The sequence below is a fragment of the Pseudomonas sp. PL-6 genome, assembly GCF_054110165.1.
On the sequence record NZ_CM134189.1, the window covers coordinates 4,874,872 to 4,893,492 of the forward strand.

The 18,621-nt window shown below is 68.2% G+C and carries 19 protein-coding genes; 8 read left to right on the forward strand and 11 right to left on the reverse strand.

Translation table 11 applies throughout. The annotated features are described in order from the left end of the window. Positions 1 to 131 precede the first annotated feature (131 nt). Positions 132 to 785, forward strand: coding sequence for a histidinol-phosphatase (locus ACW9UL_RS21375; protein ID WP_122109671.1), 654 nt, complete (start codon positions 132 to 134; stop codon positions 783 to 785). Positions 786 to 854: 69 nt separating this feature from the next. Here the strand turns inward: ACW9UL_RS21375 and ACW9UL_RS21380 are convergent, their stop codons facing one another. Next, complete coding sequence (locus ACW9UL_RS21380) at positions 855 to 1,295, reverse strand: DUF2269 family protein (protein WP_397497680.1); 441 nt, start codon at positions 1,293 to 1,295, stop codon at positions 855 to 857. Positions 1,296 to 1,308: 13 nt separating this feature from the next. Then, positions 1,309 to 2,823: a threonine ammonia-lyase, biosynthetic gene (gene ilvA, locus ACW9UL_RS21385; RefSeq protein WP_021442585.1), complete on the reverse strand. Its 1,515-nt coding sequence runs from the start codon at positions 2,821 to 2,823 to the stop codon at positions 1,309 to 1,311. A gap of 148 nt (positions 2,824 to 2,971) precedes the next feature. Between ilvA and rpiA the strand changes: the two genes are divergently transcribed. Continuing rightward, entirely contained in the window at positions 2,972 to 3,643 is a 672-nt protein-coding gene (gene rpiA, locus ACW9UL_RS21390; RefSeq protein ID WP_021442584.1) for a ribose-5-phosphate isomerase RpiA, read from the forward strand. Positions 3,644 to 3,706: 63 nt separating this feature from the next. Beyond that, the gene (locus ACW9UL_RS21395; protein ID WP_122109674.1) at positions 3,707 to 4,042 is read left to right on the forward strand and encodes a YegP family protein; all 336 of its coding nucleotides are present in this window, start codon (positions 3,707 to 3,709) and stop codon (positions 4,040 to 4,042) included. On the opposite strand, the gene ACW9UL_RS21400 is transcribed toward ACW9UL_RS21395, so the two are convergent. The 5 genes from ACW9UL_RS21400 to ACW9UL_RS21420 all read right to left on the reverse strand — a co-directional run bounded on the left by ACW9UL_RS21400 (position 4,039) and on the right by ACW9UL_RS21420 (position 8,718). Next, on the reverse strand, positions 4,039 to 4,953 hold the full coding sequence (locus ACW9UL_RS21400) for an SdiA-regulated domain-containing protein (RefSeq protein WP_397497679.1): 915 nt from the start codon (positions 4,951 to 4,953) through the stop codon (positions 4,039 to 4,041). The two genes, ACW9UL_RS21395 and ACW9UL_RS21400, sit on opposite strands and share 4 nt — an antisense overlap. 73 nt (positions 4,954 to 5,026) lie before the next feature. Further along, positions 5,027 to 5,374: a NirD/YgiW/YdeI family stress tolerance protein gene (locus ACW9UL_RS21405; protein ID WP_397487002.1), complete on the reverse strand. Its 348-nt coding sequence runs from the start codon at positions 5,372 to 5,374 to the stop codon at positions 5,027 to 5,029. Positions 5,375 to 5,466: 92 nt separating this feature from the next. Continuing rightward, on the reverse strand, positions 5,467 to 6,384 hold the full coding sequence (locus ACW9UL_RS21410; protein WP_457788215.1) for an SdiA-regulated domain-containing protein: 918 nt from the start codon (positions 6,382 to 6,384) through the stop codon (positions 5,467 to 5,469). Between the two features lie 160 nt (positions 6,385 to 6,544). Further along, on the reverse strand, positions 6,545 to 7,210 hold the full coding sequence (locus tag ACW9UL_RS21415) for a fumarylacetoacetate hydrolase family protein (protein ID WP_397497677.1): 666 nt from the start codon (positions 7,208 to 7,210) through the stop codon (positions 6,545 to 6,547). A gap of 116 nt (positions 7,211 to 7,326) precedes the next feature. Further along, positions 7,327 to 8,718, reverse strand: a complete 1,392-nt coding sequence (locus tag ACW9UL_RS21420) for a D-2-hydroxyglutarate dehydrogenase (RefSeq protein WP_397497676.1) — start codon at positions 8,716 to 8,718, stop codon at positions 7,327 to 7,329. A 181-nt stretch (positions 8,719 to 8,899) separates the two neighbouring features. On the opposite strand from ACW9UL_RS21420, the gene serA reads away from it, so the two are divergent. After that, complete coding sequence (gene serA, locus ACW9UL_RS21425) at positions 8,900 to 10,129, forward strand: phosphoglycerate dehydrogenase (RefSeq protein WP_021442577.1); 1,230 nt, start codon at positions 8,900 to 8,902, stop codon at positions 10,127 to 10,129. 72 nt (positions 10,130 to 10,201) lie between these two features. Here serA and ACW9UL_RS21430 read toward each other — a convergent pair whose 3' ends face one another. Continuing rightward, positions 10,202 to 10,696, reverse strand: coding sequence for a 2-thiouracil desulfurase family protein (locus ACW9UL_RS21430; RefSeq protein WP_457788216.1), 495 nt, complete (start codon positions 10,694 to 10,696; stop codon positions 10,202 to 10,204). 199 nt (positions 10,697 to 10,895) lie between these two features. Between ACW9UL_RS21430 and ACW9UL_RS21435 the strand changes: the two genes are divergently transcribed. Continuing rightward, entirely contained in the window at positions 10,896 to 11,432 is a 537-nt protein-coding gene (locus ACW9UL_RS21435) for a DUF6160 family protein (protein ID WP_457788217.1), read from the forward strand. Positions 11,433 to 11,445: 13 nt separating this feature from the next. Here ACW9UL_RS21435 and ACW9UL_RS21440 read toward each other — a convergent pair whose 3' ends face one another. After that, positions 11,446 to 12,069, reverse strand: coding sequence for a 2OG-Fe(II) oxygenase (locus tag ACW9UL_RS21440; protein WP_122109683.1), 624 nt, complete (start codon positions 12,067 to 12,069; stop codon positions 11,446 to 11,448). 114 nt (positions 12,070 to 12,183) lie between these two features. Between ACW9UL_RS21440 and ACW9UL_RS21445 the strand changes: the two genes are divergently transcribed. Continuing rightward, entirely contained in the window at positions 12,184 to 12,951 is a 768-nt protein-coding gene (locus tag ACW9UL_RS21445) for a hypothetical protein (protein WP_457788218.1), read from the forward strand. A gap of 192 nt (positions 12,952 to 13,143) precedes the next feature. Here the strand turns inward: ACW9UL_RS21445 and bipL are convergent, their stop codons facing one another. Continuing rightward, entirely contained in the window at positions 13,144 to 14,085 is a 942-nt protein-coding gene (bipL, locus tag ACW9UL_RS21450; RefSeq protein ID WP_457788219.1) for a phospholipase BipL, read from the reverse strand. A gap of 111 nt (positions 14,086 to 14,196) precedes the next feature. Here bipL and ACW9UL_RS21455 point away from each other — a divergent pair, with 111 nt between their 5' ends. After that, a complete protein-coding gene (locus ACW9UL_RS21455; protein WP_457788220.1) occupies positions 14,197 to 14,793 on the forward strand; it encodes a DUF6436 domain-containing protein in 597 nt (198 codons plus the stop codon). 146 nt (positions 14,794 to 14,939) lie between these two features. On the opposite strand, the gene ACW9UL_RS21460 is transcribed toward ACW9UL_RS21455, so the two are convergent. Further along, positions 14,940 to 15,980, reverse strand: a complete 1,041-nt coding sequence (locus tag ACW9UL_RS21460; RefSeq protein ID WP_457788221.1) for an AraC family transcriptional regulator ligand-binding domain-containing protein — start codon at positions 15,978 to 15,980, stop codon at positions 14,940 to 14,942. A 116-nt stretch (positions 15,981 to 16,096) separates the two neighbouring features. Here ACW9UL_RS21460 and ACW9UL_RS21465 point away from each other — a divergent pair, with 116 nt between their 5' ends. After that, positions 16,097 to 18,475, forward strand: a complete 2,379-nt coding sequence (locus ACW9UL_RS21465; protein WP_457788222.1) for a penicillin acylase family protein — start codon at positions 16,097 to 16,099, stop codon at positions 18,473 to 18,475. Positions 18,476 to 18,621: the final 146 nt, after the last annotated feature.

An 18,621-nucleotide genomic window follows, 5' to 3' on the forward strand; every position in this document is an offset into this window, starting at 1 on the left:
CGTACGCGCAAGTTCCGGCATTGTTCCACAAAGCCGGCGACAGCGGCAACGCGGCCTGCGGCGCGGTAGGAAAGGTCGTCTAAAGCGGCTATTCTGGCGCGCCCAACCGGTTTCCCACGAAGGTACTCAAGGTGCGCCTGGCCCTATTCGATCTCGACAACACCCTGCTCGCCGGCGACAGCGATCACAGCTGGGGCGACTTCATCTGCCAGCGCGGCCTGGTCGACGCCGACGAATACCAGGCGCGCAACGATGCCTTCTATGCCGACTACTGCGCCGGCAAGCTGGACGTGGTGGCCTACCAGAACTTCAGCCAGGCGATTCTCGGTCGCACCGGCATGGAGCAGCTGGCGCAGTGGCACCGCGAGTTCATGGCCGAGGTGATCGAGCCGATCATCCTGGCCAAGGGCGAGGCACTGCTGGAAGAACACCGCAAAGCCGGCGACAAGCTGGTGATCATCACCGCCACCAACCGCTTCGTCACCGCGCCCATCGCCGCGCGCCTCGGCGTCGAGACGCTGATCGCCACCGAATGCGGCATGGAAGGCGGCCGTTACACCGGGCAGATCGCCGGCGTGCCCTGCTACCAGCAGGGCAAGGTGACGCGGCTGCACGAGTGGCTGGCGCAGACCGGCCACAGCCTGGACGGCAGCTACTTCTACAGCGACTCGCGCAACGACCTGCCGCTGCTGGAAGTCGCCAGCCAGCCGGTGGCGGTGGACCCGGACGAGGTGCTGCGCGCCACCGCCGTCGAGCGCGGCTGGCCGGTGATTTCGCTGCGTTGAATCCAGCGCTTCGCGGCTGCAGCCGCTCCTACGCGCCGCGCGCATGAGAGGCGGCGCCCGCGACGCCGCCTACGCGGGCTTGGCGCCCATCAGCGCCATGATGGCGATCAACAGCACCAGGATCAGCGCCGCGTAGATCAGGCACAGGCGCCCCAGCGCGGTCGGCGCCGGGGCGTCGCCCAGCGCGCGCCAGGCGGCCAGACGCCCGGCCAGCAGCAGGCCGAGCAGCATCAGCACGGCGTAGAGGATGCTGCCCAGCAGCAGCCAGGTCTGTCCCAGCGGCCAGCCGACGTTGTCCACCAGCCACCAGCCGGTCAGCGGCAGGCTCAGCGCCAGCACGGCGAAGGCCGGCAGGCTGTACAGCAGGGTCACGCGCAGCTTGCGCGCCAGCACCGCGGCATCGCCTGCGCGCTGCGCCTTGAACAGCATCACGCCGTGAGCGATCAGGCCGAGCAGCAGCAGGATGCCCGGGGCGCCGTGGAGAATGCGGACCAGCAGGTAGTGTTCCATCAGACTTTCCTTATCAACCCAGAAACAGGGAATAGGCGGGGTTGTCGCTCTCGTCCCAATAGGGGTAGCCGATGGCGTCCAGCGCCTCGGCCACCAGGTGGCGCTCGCTGTCCGGCACCTGCAGGCCGGCCACCACGCGGCCGTCGGCGGCGCCGTGGTTGCGGTAGTGGAACATCGAGATGTTCCAGCGCCCGCCGAGTTTCTGCAGGAAGTTGAACAGCGCGCCCGGCCGCTCGGGGAACTCGAAGCGGAACACCATCTCGTCGCTGACCCGCGCGGCGTGGCCGCCGACCATATGGCGGATATGCAGCTTGGCCAGCTCGTTGTCGGTCAGGTCCAGCACCGGGAAGCCCTGGGCGCGCAAGCCTTCGACCAGTGCCGCGCGCGGGTCGCTGTCGGGGTGGGTCTGCACGCCGACGAAGATGTGCGCCTCGCGATCGGTGTGGTAGCGGTAGTTGAACTCGGTGATCTGCCGCTTGCCGATGGCCTCGCAGAAGGCCTTGAAGCTGCCCGGCTGCTCGGGGATGGTCACGGCGATGATCGCCTCGCGCTTCTCGCCCAGCTCGGCGCGTTCGGCGACGTGGCGCAGGCGGTCGAAGTTGACGTTGGCGCCCGAATCGATGCCCACCAGCACCTTGCCCTGGGCGCGCTCGCGCTCGACGTACTTCTTGATCCCGGCCACGGCCAGGGCGCCGGCCGGCTCGGTGATCGAGCGGGTGTCGTCGTAGATGTCCTTGATCGCCGCGCAGATCTCGTCGCTGCTGACGGTGATCACCTCGTCGACGTATTGCTTGCAGATATCGAAGGTGTGCGCGCCGATCTGCGCCACCGCCACGCCGTCGGCGAACAGCCCGACGCTCGGCAGCACCACCCGTTCGCCGGCGGCCATGGCGGCCTGCAGGCAGTTGGAGTCGTCCGGCTCGACGCCGATCACCTTGATTTCCGGGCGCAGGTACTTGACGTAGGCGGCGATGCCGGCGATCAGGCCGCCGCCGCCCACCGGCACGAAGATGGCGTCCAGCTGGCCCGGGTGCTGGCGCAGCACCTCCATGGCCACGGTGCCCTGGCCGGCGATCACCAGCGGGTCGTCGTAGGGGTGGATATAGGTGTAGCCCTTCTCCTCCACCAGCTTCAGCGAATGCGCCAGCGCCTCGGGGAAGGCGTCGCCGTGCAGCACCACCTTGCCACCGCGCGAGCGCACGCCCTGCACCTTCAATTCCGGCGTGGTGCGCGGCATGACGATGGTCGCCTTCACCCCCAGGTGCTTGGCCGCCAGGGCCAGGCCCTGGGCGTGGTTGCCGGCCGAGGCGGTGACCACGCCGCGTTCCAGTTCCTCGGCCGACAGCTGGGCCAGCTTGTTGTAGGCGCCACGAATCTTGAACGAGTACACCGGCTGCAGATCCTCGCGCTTGAGCAGAATCTGGTTACCGAGCCGCTCGGACAGCTGGCGGGCCGGTTGCAGCGGGGTTTCCACCGCGACGTCGTAGACGCGCGAGGTGAGGATCTTCTTCACGTACTGTTCGAGCATGGCGAGTTCGCAGGCGGTCGGGCTTGGAGGGGACTGCCGAGTCTACCCCAGCGCTTCGCCGTGCGACCACAGAGAGTGCGGGGTTTTTGCCCGCCATGCGGCTATAATTCGCGCCTCTTTTCCCTCCCTTGCCAGGCGCACCCCCGCGATGAACCAGGATCAGCTGAAACAGGCCGTGGCCCAGGCCGCCGTCGACCACATTCTTCCCCGCCTCGACAGCAAGAGCGTCATCGGCGTGGGCACCGGCTCCACCGCCAACTTCTTCATCGACGCCCTGGCCAAGCACCGGATGGAATTCGACGGCGCGGTGGCCAGCTCCGAAGCCACCGCCGCGCGGCTCAAGGGCCACGGCATCCCGGTGTACGACCTGAACACGGTGAGCGAACTGGAGTTCTACGTCGACGGCGCCGACGAGAGCGACGAGCACCTCCACCTGATCAAGGGCGGCGGCGCCGCGCTGACCCGCGAGAAGATAGTCGCCGCGGTGGCGCGCACCTTCATCTGCATCGCCGACGCCAGCAAGCTGGTGCCGGTGCTCGGCGCCTTCCCGCTGCCGGTCGAGGTGATCCCCATGGCGCGCAGCCACGTGGCGCGCGAGCTGGTCAAGCTGGGCGGCGACCCGGTGTACCGCGAGGGCGTGCTGACCGACAACGGCAACATCATCCTCGACGTGCACAACATGAGCATCGTCGACCCGGTGAAGCTGGAAGCGGACATCAACGCCATAGTCGGGGTGGTCACCAACGGCCTGTTCGCCGCCCGCCCGGCCGACCTGCTGTTGCTGGGGACTGCCGAGGGCGTCAAGCGCATCAGCCGCTGAAACTGGCCGGATAGGCAGGAGGGGCTAGGCTAAAGCCGAATCCCCCCTCACCAGGAGTGCCTCATGTCCGGCAAGTTCGAGCTGAAGAAGGCCAAAGACGGCCAGTTCCATTTCAACCTGCTGGCCGGCAACGGCCAGGTCATCCTCACCAGCGAGCTGTACAAGGCCAGGGATTCGGCGCTGAACGGCATCGACTCGGTACGCAAGAACGCGCAGCGCGCCGGCGCCTTCGAGACCAAGGCCGCGAGCAACGACAAGCACTACTTCGTGCTCAAGGCCACCAACGGCCAGGTGGTCGGCCAGAGCCAGATGTACGCCAGTGCCGCCAGCTGCCAGAACGGCATCGAATCGGTGCAGAAGAATGCACCGGACGCCGCCCTGGACGATCAGACGGCCTAATCGGCCGCCTTCCTGAACAGATAGAACAGGTTCGGCTCGCTGATCAGGTAGAGGTTGCCGGCGTCGTCGGTGGCCACCCCCTCGGCCTGCGGCACACCGCGCCGCAGGCCGTGCTGGCCGGCCAGCAGCGACAGGGTGCTGACCGGCTTGCCCGCCGCGTTCAGTTCGATCACCAGGCGCGACTCGTCCGACAGCGCCAGCAGGTGGCCGGTGGCGCTGTCGAAATCCAGGCTCGACAGGTCGCGCACGAACAGCCGCGCATCGCGCTTGGGGTCGGTGTTGACCTGCAGCGCCAGCGGCTTGCCCGCATCGACATGGGGGAAGCCGAGCACCTCGAAGATGCGCACCGGGTCGCGCTCCTTGGCCACCAGCAGGCGCTGGTTCTTGGCGTCGTAGGCCAGCCCCTCGAAGCCCTTGTTGCCGCCCGCGCCAATGCCCAGCGACAGCTGCTGAAAATCGGCGGCGTCGAGCACCCGGGTGGCGTCGTCGATGCGTACCTTGACCAGACGCTGCTCGCGCTCGTCGGCGATCACGTAGGTGCCCGGCGCCACGTACTCGATGGCCTCGGGGTCGCCGAAGCCTTGCAGGTCGATGCTGCGCTTGAGCTGCCCGTCCAGGCTCAGCTCGATCACCCGCGCCGGTTTGTTGGTGACGCTGAACAGGCTGGTGCGATCCGGGTCGTAGGTCAGCGCCGAGACGTCGCTGATGTCGCCGATCGGCTTGGCGTCGATCACCACCCGGTAGTCGCCCAGCCACAGCGAGCGCTCGCGCCACTCTCCGCCGTGCCGCCACTCCTGCACCACGAACCAGGCGCGCTCGAACAGACGGTATTGCTGGCCCAGCACGGCGCCGACCAGCAGCAGGAACAACAGGATGTAGAGCCAGGGGTTGAAACTCAGCAGACGGCGCATGACGACTCTCTCTGACGACAACGAAAAAGCCCGCCACGGAACGGGCCGTGGCGGGTTAGCAGAAAACCTTCGATCAGTTGATCAGCTCGACGCGGTCGACATCGATCTCGCGGCTGTTGAAATCCTTGTCCACTTCGCCGGTCAGGCGCACCTTGGCGGTTTCCGAGACGGTCTGGTTCGGCCAGTCTTCGTCGTCGATCTCCACCTGGATGGTGCCGCTGGCGTCCTTGAATTCGTAGAGTTCGTCCTGCAGACGCTTGACGATCTGACCTTCGAGCACCACCTGGGTGTCGTCGGCCGCCTGCAGCGCGGCGGAAACGCTGGTGACCTGCGGCGTGGCGCCCGGGCCGGTGTAGCCGGTGGCGAAGGCGGCGGAGCTGAGCAGCGGCAGAACCAGCAGAGCGAGAGCGGTAGGTTTCATGGTGTTGACCTCGTTGTTCGTAAGTGACGGGGTCAGATTAGGGCGGCAAGCTGAAGCCAGACTGAATCGGCGCTTAAGCCAAGCTGAACGGCTCAGCCGGCGTCCGGCGCCGACTTGCTGAACACGTAGAACAGATTGGGCTCGGCGACGATATAGATGTTGCCCTGCTCGTCCATGGTCACCCCTTCGGCCTGCTCGATGGCCCGCTCCAGGCCGTTGCGGCCGCCGCTGAGGCTGAGGAAGCTGACCGGCTGGCCGGCGCGGTCGAGCTCCAGCAGCATGCGCGATTCGTCGGACAGCACCAGGGTATGGCCGGTGCGCGCATCGATGCTCAGCGAGGAGATATCGCGCATGCCCAGGTGCTTGTAGCTCAGCGGCTGCAGCACACCGGCGGCGCCGTCCTCGCCGCGGAACGGCAGGCTGAACAGACCCAGCGGGCTGCGCTCCTTGCCCAGCAGCAGGCTGCGGCTGCGCGCATCCCAGGCAATGCCCTCGAAGCCCTTGTTGCCGGCATCGACGAAGCCCAGGTCGAAACCGGGGAAGTCGGCGGCGTCCAGACTCAGTTCGTCCTCGCCGAGGGTGAAGGCGGTGAGCTGGCGGCGGCGCTCGTCGATGATCGCCATGCGCCCGCCGTCGAGCATCTCCACCCCTTCCGGGTCGGCGAAGCCGGTCAGTTCGATGCGCCGCAGCACCTCGCCCTCGCGCGACAGTTCGACCAGCAGCGGATGCTTGCCGGTGACGGTGAACAGGGTGCCAGTGGCGGGGTTGTAGGTCAGCCCGGAGGTTTCGTCCTCCTCCAGGCCGGCCAACATCTTGGCCTGGATCACCGCGCGGTAGCCGGGCAGCCAGACGCTGGCCAGGCGATCCACCAGGGGCGTGCGGCCCTCCTGCCACCAGAGCAGCGCGCGGTCGTCCCAGTGCAGGGCATGCACCGCCAGCGCCAGCGTTGCCGCGGCAGCGCCGGCGAGCCAGTAGCGAGGACGGAACACGGGGGAACGGCGAGAGGACATGGGCGACGGCTCGGCTGCTTGATGGCAATCCGACATCCGCTGTCGAATGGAGTTCCGCCGCCCGTCGGGCGGCGGTTGGTGTAGAACCTGTGCACGATCTTACGAGCTAGAGCCTGTTTTTAACGCCGCAGGGCCGACGCGCAGCAGATCGTGGGCGGTTCTATAGCACGCGGCTGGTGAAACTACTGTGACCGACCAACTCCAGCACCAGCTCGTCGCCCTTGTGCAGCGCGCCGACGCCCACCGGGGTGCCGGTGAGGATGACGTCGCCCGGCTGCAGGGCGAAGTGCCCGGCCATGTGCTGGACCATCGCGACTATGGGGTTGAGCATGTCGCGGCTGTTGCCGTCCTGGCGGATGTCGCCGTTGATCGACAGGCGGATGCCGATATCGGCCAGGTCTTCGATGGCATCGCCGGGCACGAAGGGCGCCAGCACGCAGGCGCCGTCGAAACTCTTGGCGATTTCCCAGGGGTAGCCCTTCTCCTTGAGCTTGCTCTGCAGGTCGCGCAGGGTCAGGTCGAGCGCCGGGGCGAAACCGCTGATGGCGTCGCGCACTTCCTCGGCGTCCGGCTTCTTCGACAGCGGCTTGCCGATCAGCACGGCGATTTCCGCCTCGTAGTGCACCGCGCCGCGATCGTCGGGAATGGCGAAGCCTTCGTCCAGCGGCACCACGCAGGAGCCCGGCTTGATGAACAGCAGCGGTTCGCTGGGCACCGGGTTGTTCAGTTCCTTGGCGTGTTCGGCGTAGTTGCGCCCGATGCACACGACCTTGCCGAGGGGAAAGTGGACGGTGGTTCCGTCGACGTACTGGTGCTGATAGCTCATCACCGACTCCTGTGTTGTTCGTATTGTGGACATCCCGGCTTGTGGCCGGTCAGGTACCTTAACCGACGCGAGGGCGGATACGAAAACGCCCGCTGTAAAGCGGGCGTCTGCGTCGATCAGGCGAAGATCTTGCCGGGGTTCATGATGCCGTTGGGGTCGAACACCGCCTTGACCGCCTTCATGCAGGCGATTTCCGCCGGCGAACGGCTGTAGTGCAGGTAATCGCGCTTGGTCATGCCCACGCCGTGTTCGGCGCTGATCGAGCCGTTGTACTTCTGCACGGTCTCGAACACCCACTTGTTGACCACCGCGCACTTGGCGAAGAACTCGTCCTTGGACAGGTTCTCGGGCTTCAAGATATTCAGGTGCAGGTTGCCGTCGCCGATATGGCCGAACCACACCACCTCGAAGTCCGGGTAGTTGGCCTCGACTATGGCGTCGATGTCCTTGAGGAAGGCCGGCACCTGGCTGACGGTGACCGAGATGTCGTTCTTGTACGGCGTCCAGTGGCTGATGGTCTCGGAGATGTACTCGCGCAGCTTCCACAGGTTGTGCAGCTGCTGCTCGCTCTGGCTCATCACGCCGTCGACCACCCAGCCCTGCTCGACGCAGTGCTCGAAGGTTTCCAGGGCCTGGTTGGCCACCTCCTCGGTGGTCGCCTCGAACTCCAGCAGGGCGTAGAAGGGGCACTCGCTGTCGAAGGGCGCCGGCACGTCGCCGCGGGCGAGGATCTTGGCCAGGGCCTTGTCGGAGAAGAACTCGAAGGCGGTCAGGTCCAGCTTGCCCTGGAAGGCGTGCAGCACCGGCATGATCGAGTCGAAATCCGGGGTGCCGAGCACCATCGCGGTGAGGTTCTTCGGCGCCCGGTCCAGACGCATGGTGGCCTCGACCACGAAGCCCAAAGTCCCTTCGGCGCCGATAAACAGCTGGCGCAGGTCGTAGCCGGTGGCGTTCTTGATCAGGTCGCGGTTCAGCTCCAGCAGCTCGCCGGTGCCGGTGACCACCTTCAGGCCGGCCACCCAGTTGCGGGTCATGCCGTAGCGAATCACCTTGATCCCGCCGGCATTGGTGCCGATATTGCCGCCAATCTGGCTGGAACCCGAGGAGGCGAAGTCCACCGGGTAGTACAGGCCCTTGTCCTCGGCGAACAGCTGCAGCTGCTTGGTCACCACGCCCGGCTGGCACACCGCGGTGCGGTCGTACTCATTGAAGGCGAGAATCTGGTTCATGTAGTCGAACGCCACCACCACCTCGCCATTGGCCGCCACCGCCGCCGCCGACAGCCCGGTGCGACCACCCGAGGGCACCAGGGCGATTCTGTGCGCATTGGCCCAACGCACGATGGCCTGCACCTGCTCGATGCTCTTGGGGAAGACGATGGCCGAAGGCGCCGGGGCGAAATGCTTGGTCCAGTCCTTGCCGTAGGCCTCGAGGGAATCGGCGTCGGTCAGCACCTTGCCGGGTTCAACCAGGGTCTTCAGCTCTTCGATCTGGGCAGAGGTGGTCATCTACAGAACTCTCAAAGGATTCATGGTCGCCCTGAGAACCATTCAGGTCGCGACCGAGCATTGAAAAAGGCGAACATGCTAGCATACGCACCCCGTGAATCGAGCCATGCAGCGATCTACGGGCGCTGGCTGAGTTTCTCGGCCCTTCCCTGAAAACATCCCTGGGACAACAGGTACTCCGATGAGCAAGACCTCTCTCGACAAGAGCAAGATCAAGTTCCTTCTTCTCGAAGGCGTCCACCAGAATGCCGTGGACACCCTGAAGGCCGCCGGCTACAGCAACATCGAGTACCTCAAGGGCGCGCTGTCGGGCGAAGAGCTCAAGGAAAAGATCGCCGAAGCCCACTTCATCGGTATCCGCTCGCGCACCCAGCTGACCGCCGAGGTCTTCGACTGCGCCAAGAAGCTGGTCGCTGTCGGCTGCTTCTGCATCGGCACCAACCAGGTCGACCTGGACGCTGCCCGCGAGCGCGGCATCGCCGTGTTCAACGCGCCCTACTCCAACACCCGTTCGGTGGCCGAGCTGGTGCTGGCCGAGGCCATCCTGCTGCTGCGCGGTATCCCCGAGAAGAACGCCTCCTGCCATCGCGGCGGCTGGATCAAGTCGGCGGCCAACTCCTTCGAGATCCGCGGCAAGAAGCTGGGCATCATCGGCTACGGCTCCATCGGCACCCAGCTCTCGGTGCTGGCCGAGGCCCTGGGCATGCAGGTGTACTTCTACGACACCGTGACCAAGCTGCCGCTGGGCAACGCCACGCAGATCGGTGACCTCTACGAGCTGCTGGGCCTGTGCGACATCGTGTCCCTGCACGTGCCGGAGCTGCCGTCCACCCAGTGGATGATCGGTGAGAAGGAAATCCGCGCCATGAAGAAGGGCGGCATCCTGATCAATGCCGCGCGCGGCACCGTGGTCGAGCTGGATCACCTGGCCCAGGCGATCAAGGACGAGCACCTGATCGGCGCGGCCATCGACGTGTTCCCGGTCGAGCCCAAGTCCAACGACGAGGAGTTCGAGAGCCCGCTGCGTGGCCTGGATCGCGTGATCCTGACCCCGCACATCGGCGGCTCCACTGCCGAGGCGCAGGCCAACATCGGCCTGGAAGTGGCCGAGAAGCTGGTCAAGTACAGCGACAACGGTACCTCGGTGTCCTCGGTCAACTTCCCCGAAGTGGCCCTGCCGGCGCACCCGGGCAAGCACCGCCTGCTGCACATCCACGCCAACGTGCCGGGCGTGATGAGCGAGATCAACAAGGTGTTCGCCGACAACGGCATCAACATCTCCGGCCAGTTCCTGCAGACCAACGACAAGGTCGGCTACGTGGTGATCGACGTCGACGCCGAGTACTCCGACCTGGCCCTGGAAAAACTCCAGCACGTCAACGGCACCATCCGCAGCCGCGTACTGTTCTAAGCCCGCGGCAGCAAGCGAAAAGGGGAGGCTTCGGCCTCCCCTTTTTCGTTCGTCGCCCGGATGCCATCCGGGCTACTGGCCGGCCTCCAGCCGTGCCAGCTCGGCGGCGGCCTCATCCAGTTGCGCCTCGTTGAACACCTTGACCCCGGCGCGGCGCAACAAGGCGGCGGTCACGCCTTCGCCCGGCACGCGCACGCCGCTGAAGCTGCCGTCGTAGTTCTCCAGATTGCCGCAGGACGGGCTGCGCGCCTTGAGCAGGGCCAGGCGGATGCCGTGCTCGCGCACCAGCGCCAGCGCCTGCTCGGCACCAATGACGAAAGCGGCGGTGACGTCCGCGCCCTCCACGGTCAACACCGGCAGTTGCCCGTCCAGCACCAGGGCGCCCTGACCACCGCGGATTTCCGCCGGCGGCCGCGGTGTCGGCAGGCCGCCGGCCACCTCCGGGCACAGCGCCACCACCCGCCCCTCGTCCAACCACTGCTGCAGCTGGTCGAAGGGGCCATGGGCGCCGCCGTCGTAACGCACCCGATGACCGAGCAGGCAGCGACTGACCAATATCTTCTGCATCGACTCTCTCCATTACCGCCACCAGAGTAACCGCCGGTAACAGCGCCGTCAGCCCTCGCTTCGGCACGCGGAAATGCGCCCGCACGCCGCCGTTTTCGGGGCCTGGCGGCCTATCCTTCGGCGGGAAGCGGCATTGCCCCATGGCCAAGCGGGCAGCGCCCCAGCAGACTGGCGCGGCCAACCAGGGAGGTTACCGCTCATGTCCCAGCCGCTTCGTCCGCTCGCCCTGCCACTGCTGTGCAGCCTGGCGCTGCTCGCCCCGTCCGCGCAGGCCGCCCTGCTCGCCCTCGAAGACGCCAGCCTGAGTCAGATCAGCGGCCAGGCCGGCATCAGCATCCGCCTCGACCTGATGGCGCGCATCGACGAGATCCGCTGGCAGGACGACGGCGGCAGCCTGTCGCTGCGCAACGTCAAGATCGACAACGGCTGCCTCAAGCCCAGCGATTGCGACGGCTATGCCCTGGGCCCGGCCCAGCTGGGCGCCAGCGTGCCGATCCTCGGCATCGAGGTACCGACCCTGGAGGTGGACGTGGTCAAGGGCGGCAACGGCCAGAGCCAACTGCAGCTCAAGCTGCCCAACCTCACCGCGATCAACCAGCAGCTCGGTCCGCTGGGCAAGCTGGTGATCCGCGCCCGCGTGGCCAGCGACCTGTATATCGGCGACACCAGCATCGGCAACGTCGCCCTGCGCGATATCCGCGACATCAATGGCACCATCAAGGTCTGGGGCCACTGAGCGGAGCAAACCCTCAGCTCAGGTCACTACCGCGGCGCCTGAACCAGCCGGTCAGCGACAGCCGCTCGCGAGTGGCCGGCAGCACCTCGTGGGGCATCTCGGCGGAGAGGAACAACGCCAGGGTGCCGGCCTGCGGCAGCACGTCATGCTCGCGGCCGTCGGCCAGGTACAGGCGCAACGCGCCGCCCTGCTCGGCCTGCCAATCCTCGTTGAGGTAGAACACCGCCGACACGCTGCGGCGGTCGTCGTCGCGAAAGCGGTCCAGGTGCTTCTGGTAGTAGGCGCCCGGCGCATAGAACGCGAAGTGGCTCTCGTAGTCCTCGAGGCCCAGATACAGCGCCTGATTCAGCGCCCGGCGCAAGCCGTCCATCAGCTGCAGATACTGGTCGCAGGCATGGCTCTGGCCAGGCTCCAGCCATTGGATGCGATCCCCACGAATCCCCTCCTGCACCTGCTGGGCACTGCCGCGGCCGACGCCGGCGGCACTGAGTTCGCCGCTTTGTGCACGTCTGCGGCACTCGGCGGCCAGTTCGCGGGTCAGAAGCTCGGGGGCGAAAAGCGCCCGTTGCGACCAGCCCTGGCTGGCGAGGTCGTCGATAAGGCTGGCGAAGAGGTGGTGCTGGCTGGATTCGGTCATGGCGGCGATTGTATCAGCGCCAGTCAGTCCGCTCGACAAGCCCCGGCCGGCCGCCGAAAATAGCCGCCCGCTGCCCCCAGCGGACGGCCAGGCCCGTTTGCCAAGGAGTTCTCGATGCGCCTTCTGTTTGCCCTGTTGCTGTTCGGCCTGGCCCTGCCGAGCCTGGCCGACGACCACCTGCGCCTGTACCAGGCGGCCGGCTGGCCGCAACAACGCGAGCACTTCAACCAGGCCCTCGACGCCGCCCAGCAGCGCTACCGCAGCACCCTGCCGCCGGCGGTGTATCAGGCGCTGGTGGACAACAGCAACCGCCGCTTCGCCGCCGCCGCCATCGACCGCCGCGCGCAGCACAGCCTGCGCATGCAGCTGGCCGACCCGCAGCCGGCGCTGGCCTTCTTCCAGTCCGAACTGGGGCGCAAGATAGTCGCCGCCGAGCAGCTGGCCACCCGCAGCGACCAGCTGGCGCGCTACGCCGACGGCCTGCCGCGCAGCGAGGCCGATGCCACCCGGCGCCTGCTGATCCGGCACCTGGCCCAGGCCCTGCCGGCCAAGGAGGCCGGCGCCGAGGTCAGCCTGGCGCTGGCCGGCGTCGCCGCCGACAGCCTCAGCCAGATGCTCCCCGGCCTGCTCGGCGGTGCCCAGGCGCAGAGCCTGCTCAACGGCCAGCGCCAGCGCCTGATGGCGCAGATCGAACAGGACCTCGACAACACCCTGTTGCATGTCTACCGCGAGCTGAGCGACCCGGAGCTGGAGCAGTTCGTCGAATTCGCCCAGTCGGCGGACGGCCAGGCCTACTACCAGGCCGCCCTGCAAGCGCTGCGCGCCGGGCTGGCGGTGGGCATGAGCACGGCCGAGCTGGAGCCGGCGCCGCAGGGGATCTGAAGCGGCGAGGCAGACGACAGCCAGGCTGGGTTAGGCGCCTGCCGCGGCGGTCGATGCACCGAAGCCAGTCGTTGCGCCTTAACCCAGCGATGGTGCCCGCCGGTATATCGCTGGGCGGGCGGACGCCGGGCGGAGCGCTGCGCACTCCCCGTTGGGCTTCGCTGCGCTCAGCGGATCGCCGCCCGGCCCAACCTAGGCCAAATGCTCGCGCAGGAAATCGAAATAGCGCTGGCGCAGCGCCTCGCTTTCGTTGGCCAGGTGATGACGCGCTTCGGGCAGGCGCAGGATGCTCGGCCGGCCGAACTTGTCCTGCAGCACCTCGAGGTTGTGCCGCCAGTCCACCGTCATGTCCGCCTCGCCCTGCACGATCAGGGGGCTGTGCGCGCTGCGCGGCGCCGCCTCGATGCGCGGCACCCACTGCGCCAGGGCGCCGACCCAGGCGGTGGGCAGGTTGCGCGGCTGCAGCGGGTCGAGGTTATGGACGAAGTCGATGAACGCGGCGTCGCTGGAATTCTCGCTGAAGCGCCGCGGAATCTCGCGCACGAAGGGGCGCAGCAGGCGGTAGCTGAGCTTCGACCAGACCCAGGCGCGCGGCCGCACCAGCGGCGCCAGCAGGATGCTCTGGCCCAGCTCGGGGCGTTTGCCGTCGGTCAGCAGGTAGTCCAGCAGGATCGCCCCGCCGGTGCTCTGTCCACATAGATGCCAGGGCTGCGGCAGCTGCAGTTCGGCGGCCTGCTCGAACAGCCCGGCGAGCACCAGCTGGTACTCGGCGAAGTCGCCGATGCTGGCGCGCGCGCCGCTGGACAGGCCATGGCCGGGCAGGTCGCAGGCCAGCACGGCCAGATTCAGTGCCAACGCCCAGTCGATCACGTGGCGGTACAGGCCCATATGGTCGTAGTAGCCGTGCAGCAGCAGCAGGGTGCCGCGCGGCTCGGCCGGCGCCCACAGCTGCACGGCGATCTGGTAACCGGCAGCGGCGAAGCTGCCGAGGCGATGATCCAGCCCGGCGTGGCGGCCGCCCAGGTCGAGGCCGTAGAAGCTGCGGTAGGCCTGCACCGCCGGCAGCTCCAGGCGCGCTGCGGCCAAGGGTCGCAGCAGGGGGCGCAGTTGTTCGGGGTGAAACGGCTCTGGCATGGGGCCTTCCCTAGAGTGCGGCGCGAACCGCGGGGCATTCCTCGAAACCTCGATCTTCAGCTGCCGCACGCGGCGTGGCAAGCTACACGCCCTTTTCGCCCGCCGCCGTCCATGCCTCGTCCCTCGCCCAAGACCCTGCTCGCCACCCTGCTCGCCCTCGTCTGGCTGGGCGGCATGCTGCTGGCCTTCTGGTGGTTCGAGGCGCGCTACCTGCGCCCCTTCGACGAGCGCGCCGCGCTGTTTTCCGGCGCCGAGCTGCGCCTGCCGGCCGAACTGGCCGGCCCCGGGGCGATCCGCCTGGTGCACTTCTGGGACCCGGCCTGCCCGTGCAACGTCGGCAACCAGCAGCACCTGGCCGAGCTGGTCGCGCGCTACGCGCCGCGCGGCGTCGAGTTCCATGCCGTGCAGAAGCCCGGCAGCCAGGGCCGCCTGCCGGCCGAACTGGCCGCGCTCAAGCCGATCGCGGCCCTGCCCGGCAGCGCCGCACTGCCCGCCAGCCCGGCGGTGGCGATCTGGGACGCCCAGGGCCAGCTGGCCTACTTCGGCCCCTACAGCGAAGGCCTGACCTGCAACTCGAGCAACAGCTTTATCGAGCCGATTCTCGAAGCCCTGACCGCAGGACGCACAGTCGACGCCAGCAATACCCTGGCGGTAGGCTGCTTCTGCGACTGGGCCGACCAGCGACTGACGAGGCCCGAGCAACCGTAGGGTGGGTTAGCCGCCTGTCGCGCTTACCGGTCGATTAGCCCTGTTTGACGCGGCGTAACCCACCATCGGCGCAATACGATCTACCGCCTGGTGGGTTCCGCGGCGTTTGTCGATCCACCTCCAGCGTCGCTAACCCACCCTACGAGCTACGAGCGCCCTTCACCCGCCAGTTGCTCCGTGGCGCGATACAGGCCGCGCGGCGTGCTGCCCTGCCAGCGGCGAAAGGCCCGGTAGAAGGGCGACAGCTCGGCGAAACCGCAGGCCCGCGCCACCTCGCGCACGCCCAGGCCCTGCTCCAGCAGCCGCAGGGCGCGCAGCCGGCGCACCTCGTCGTGCAACGCGCGGAAGCTGCTGCCCTGCTCGCTCAGCGCGCGCTGCAAGGCGCCGCGACTGCTGTCCAGGGCGCTGGCGCAGGCCGCCAGGCTGCAGGCGGCGCCGCCCAGATTGAGTTCCAGCCAGTAGCGCACGCGGGTCAGCAACTGGTTTTCCACCAGCTCGGCCAGCTGCCTTTCGGCCTCCGCGCCGAGCACCTCGAACAGCCGCGGGCTGGCGCTGCGCGACGGTCGCGCGAGCAGCGCCCGCGGCAGGATCAGCGCGTCGTGGGCCTGGGCGAAGCGCGGCGCGACGCCGAGCAGGCGGCGGTGCTCGTGCAGACGCCTGGGCGCGGCATGGCGGAAGTCGACGCCGAGCAACGGCAACTCGCCGCCGGCCGCTGCCAGCATCTTCGGCAGCAGCACCGCCAGGCACTCCATCTGCTGGCGCAGCGAGCCGACACCGCGGTAGTTGAGGTCGATCACCAGGCGCGCCTCGTCGCCCTCCTCCTCCAGGCGCGCGGCGAAGCCGCCGGAGAGGATGTGCTGGAAACGCACGAAGGCCCGCAGCCCCTGGCGCAGATCGCGCGCCGCCAGCAGCAGGTAGCCGACCACGTCCAGCGGCCGCGGACGCATCACCTCGCCCAGATGCAGACCGATATCGGCGTCGCCGCTGATGCCTTCCAGCGCCTGCCAGAAGCGCGGCGCGTTGTCATGCTCCTCGCGCGCCTCCAGCAGCGGCGCGGTCAATGGCGCACCGGCATAGGCGCGGCGGTAGGTGTCGGTAGGGTCCAGGCCCAGCTCGGCCAGCGCCTCGTAGAGCAGGCGGCGCAGGGTCGAGGAGTGGGTCAGGGCGACCCGGGGTGCTTCGCTCATGACGTCTCCATGCGCTGATTGACCATAGACTTTCAGTGCTGCGGCATTTGGTCAATGCCGCGAAGGCCCCGCCTGCGCAGAATGCGGGCCGACCATAACAACAAGGATCGCCTGCGATGAAACGCTCCCTGACTGCACTCGCCCTGCTGGTCGCCGCCGCGGCCGGCGGCGTGACCTGGTACCTGCACGGCAAGCAGCCGCTGCGCGACGGCGAACTGCGCCTGAGTGCGCTGCAGGCGCCGGTCACGGTGCGCTTTGATGAGCGCGGCGTGCCGCATATCCGCGCCGAGCACGAGGCCGATATGTACCGCGCCCTCGGCTACGTGCACGCCCAGGACCGCCTGTTCCAGATGGAGATGCTGCGCCGCCTGGCTCGCGGCGAGCTGGCCGAAGTGCTCGGCGAACAGCTGGTGGATACCGACCGTCTGTTCCGCACCCTGGGCATCCGCGCCCATGCCGACGACTACGCCAGCCGCTTCGACGGCGACAGCCCGGCCGGCCGCGCCCTGCTGGCCTACCTCGACGGCATCAACCAGTACCAGGCCAGCCGTCCGCGGCCGCTGGAATTCGACCTGCTGGGCATCGAGCCCCGCCCCTTCACGGTCGCCGATACCCTCAGCGTGGCCGGCTACATGGCCTACAGCTTCGCCGCCGCCTTCCGCACCGAGCCGGTGCTGAGTCATGTGCGCGAGCGCCTCGGCGCCGACTACCTGGAGGTTTTCGACCTCGACTGGCACCCGCAGGGCGTGGTCGGCACGCCGCTGGCCGCCGGCGACTGGCAGGACCTGGCCGCCGTCGCCCGGCTCAGCCACGCGGCGCTGGAGGGCAGCGGCCTGCCGCAGTTCGAGGGCAGCAACGCCTGGGCCGTGGCCGGCAGCCACACCGCCAGCGGCAAGCCGCTGCTGGCCGGCGACCCGCATATCCGCTTCGCCGTGCCGGCGGTGTGGTACGAGGCGCACCTGCAGGCGCCCGGCTTCGAGCTGTACGGCTACCACCAGGCGCTCAACCCGGTCGCCTCGTTGGGCCACAACCGCGATTTCGCCTGGAGCCTGACCATGTTCCAGAACGACGACCTCGACCTGATCGCCGAGCGGGTCAACCCGGACAACCCCGAGCAGGTCTGGTACCAGGGGCGCTGGGTGGAACTCGAGCGCCGCACGGAAAGCATCGCGGTCAAGGGCGCCGCGCCGGTCGAACTGAGCCTGCGCCGCTCGCCACACGGGCCGATCGTCAACGATGCCCTCGGCCAGACCGCCGGCAGCACGCCTATCGCCCTGTGGTGGGCCTTCCTCGAGACCGACAACCCGATCCTCGACGCCTTCTACCAGCTCAACCGCGCCGACAGCCTGGACAAGGCCCGCGCCGCCGCCGAGCTGATCGAGGCGCCCGGGCTCAACGTGGTCTGGGCCAATGCCGCCGGCGACATCGGCTGGTGGGCGGCGGCCAAGCTGCCGCTGCGCCCGGCCGGGGTCAACCCGAGCTTTATCCTCGACGGCGCCAGCGGCGAGGCGGACAAGCCCGGCTGGCAACCCTTCGCCGCCAACCCGCAGGAGGAGAACCCGGCGCGCGGCTATATCCTCTCGGCCAACTACCAGCCGCTGCCGGCCAGCGGCATCGAGATCCCCGGTTACTACAACCTGGCCGACCGCGGCCAGCGCCTGGATCAGCGCCTGCGCGACGCCGCGGTGAAATGGGACAGCGCCAACAGTCAGGCGCTGCAGCTCGAGACCGGCACCGGCTACGGCCCGCGCCTGCTGGCGCCGATCCTGGGCGAGCTGCGCGCGGCCGCGGCGAACGACAGGGAGCGGGCGCTGGTCGAGCAGCTGGCGGCCTGGGATGGCGACCACCGCCTCGACTCGCTGGCCGCCACCCTGTTCAACCAGCTGACCTATCAGCTGGCCCGCGAAGCCATGGCCGACGAACTGGGCGAAGCCTTCTTCGATAGCCTGCTGTACACCCGCGTGCTGGACAGCGCCCTGCCGCGCCTGAGCGCCGATGCCGACTCGCCCTGGTGGAACCGCCAGGGCAGCAAGCAGCGCGAGAGCCGTGCGCAGATAGTCGCCGACGCCTGGCGCGCCAGCCTTGAGCACCTGCGCGGCCAGTTCGGCGCCGACTCCGGCGACTGGGCCTGGGGCCATGCCCACACCCTGACCCACGGCCACCCGCTGGGCCAGCAACCGCTGCTGGCCAGGCTGTTCAACGTCGGCCCGTTCGCCGCGCCGGGCGGCCACGAGATGCCGAACAACCTCTCGCACAAGGTCGGTCCGGCGCCCTGGCCGGTGGTCTACGGTCCTTCGACCCGGCGCCTGGTCGATCTGGCCGATGCCGAACGCGCCCTCGGCGGCATTCCGGTGGGGCAGAGCGGCGTGCCCTTCGACGCCCACTACGACGACCAGGCCGCCGCCCACGTGGCCGGCCAGTACCAGCCACAGCACCTGAGCGACGCGGACGTGGCGGCGCACAGTCGCGGCACGCTGCGCCTGCTGCCGCACTGAGAGCGGCCGATAGCGGCTAGCGGAGACAGGGCGGACAGCGCAACGCTGGTCCGCCGCCGCACCTGGCGGACAAGCCTTCGGCATGTCCGTCCTACGCGCTCAACGTCATCTGCACCAAAGGCTGCGCACGGCGCACCTCACTGCTG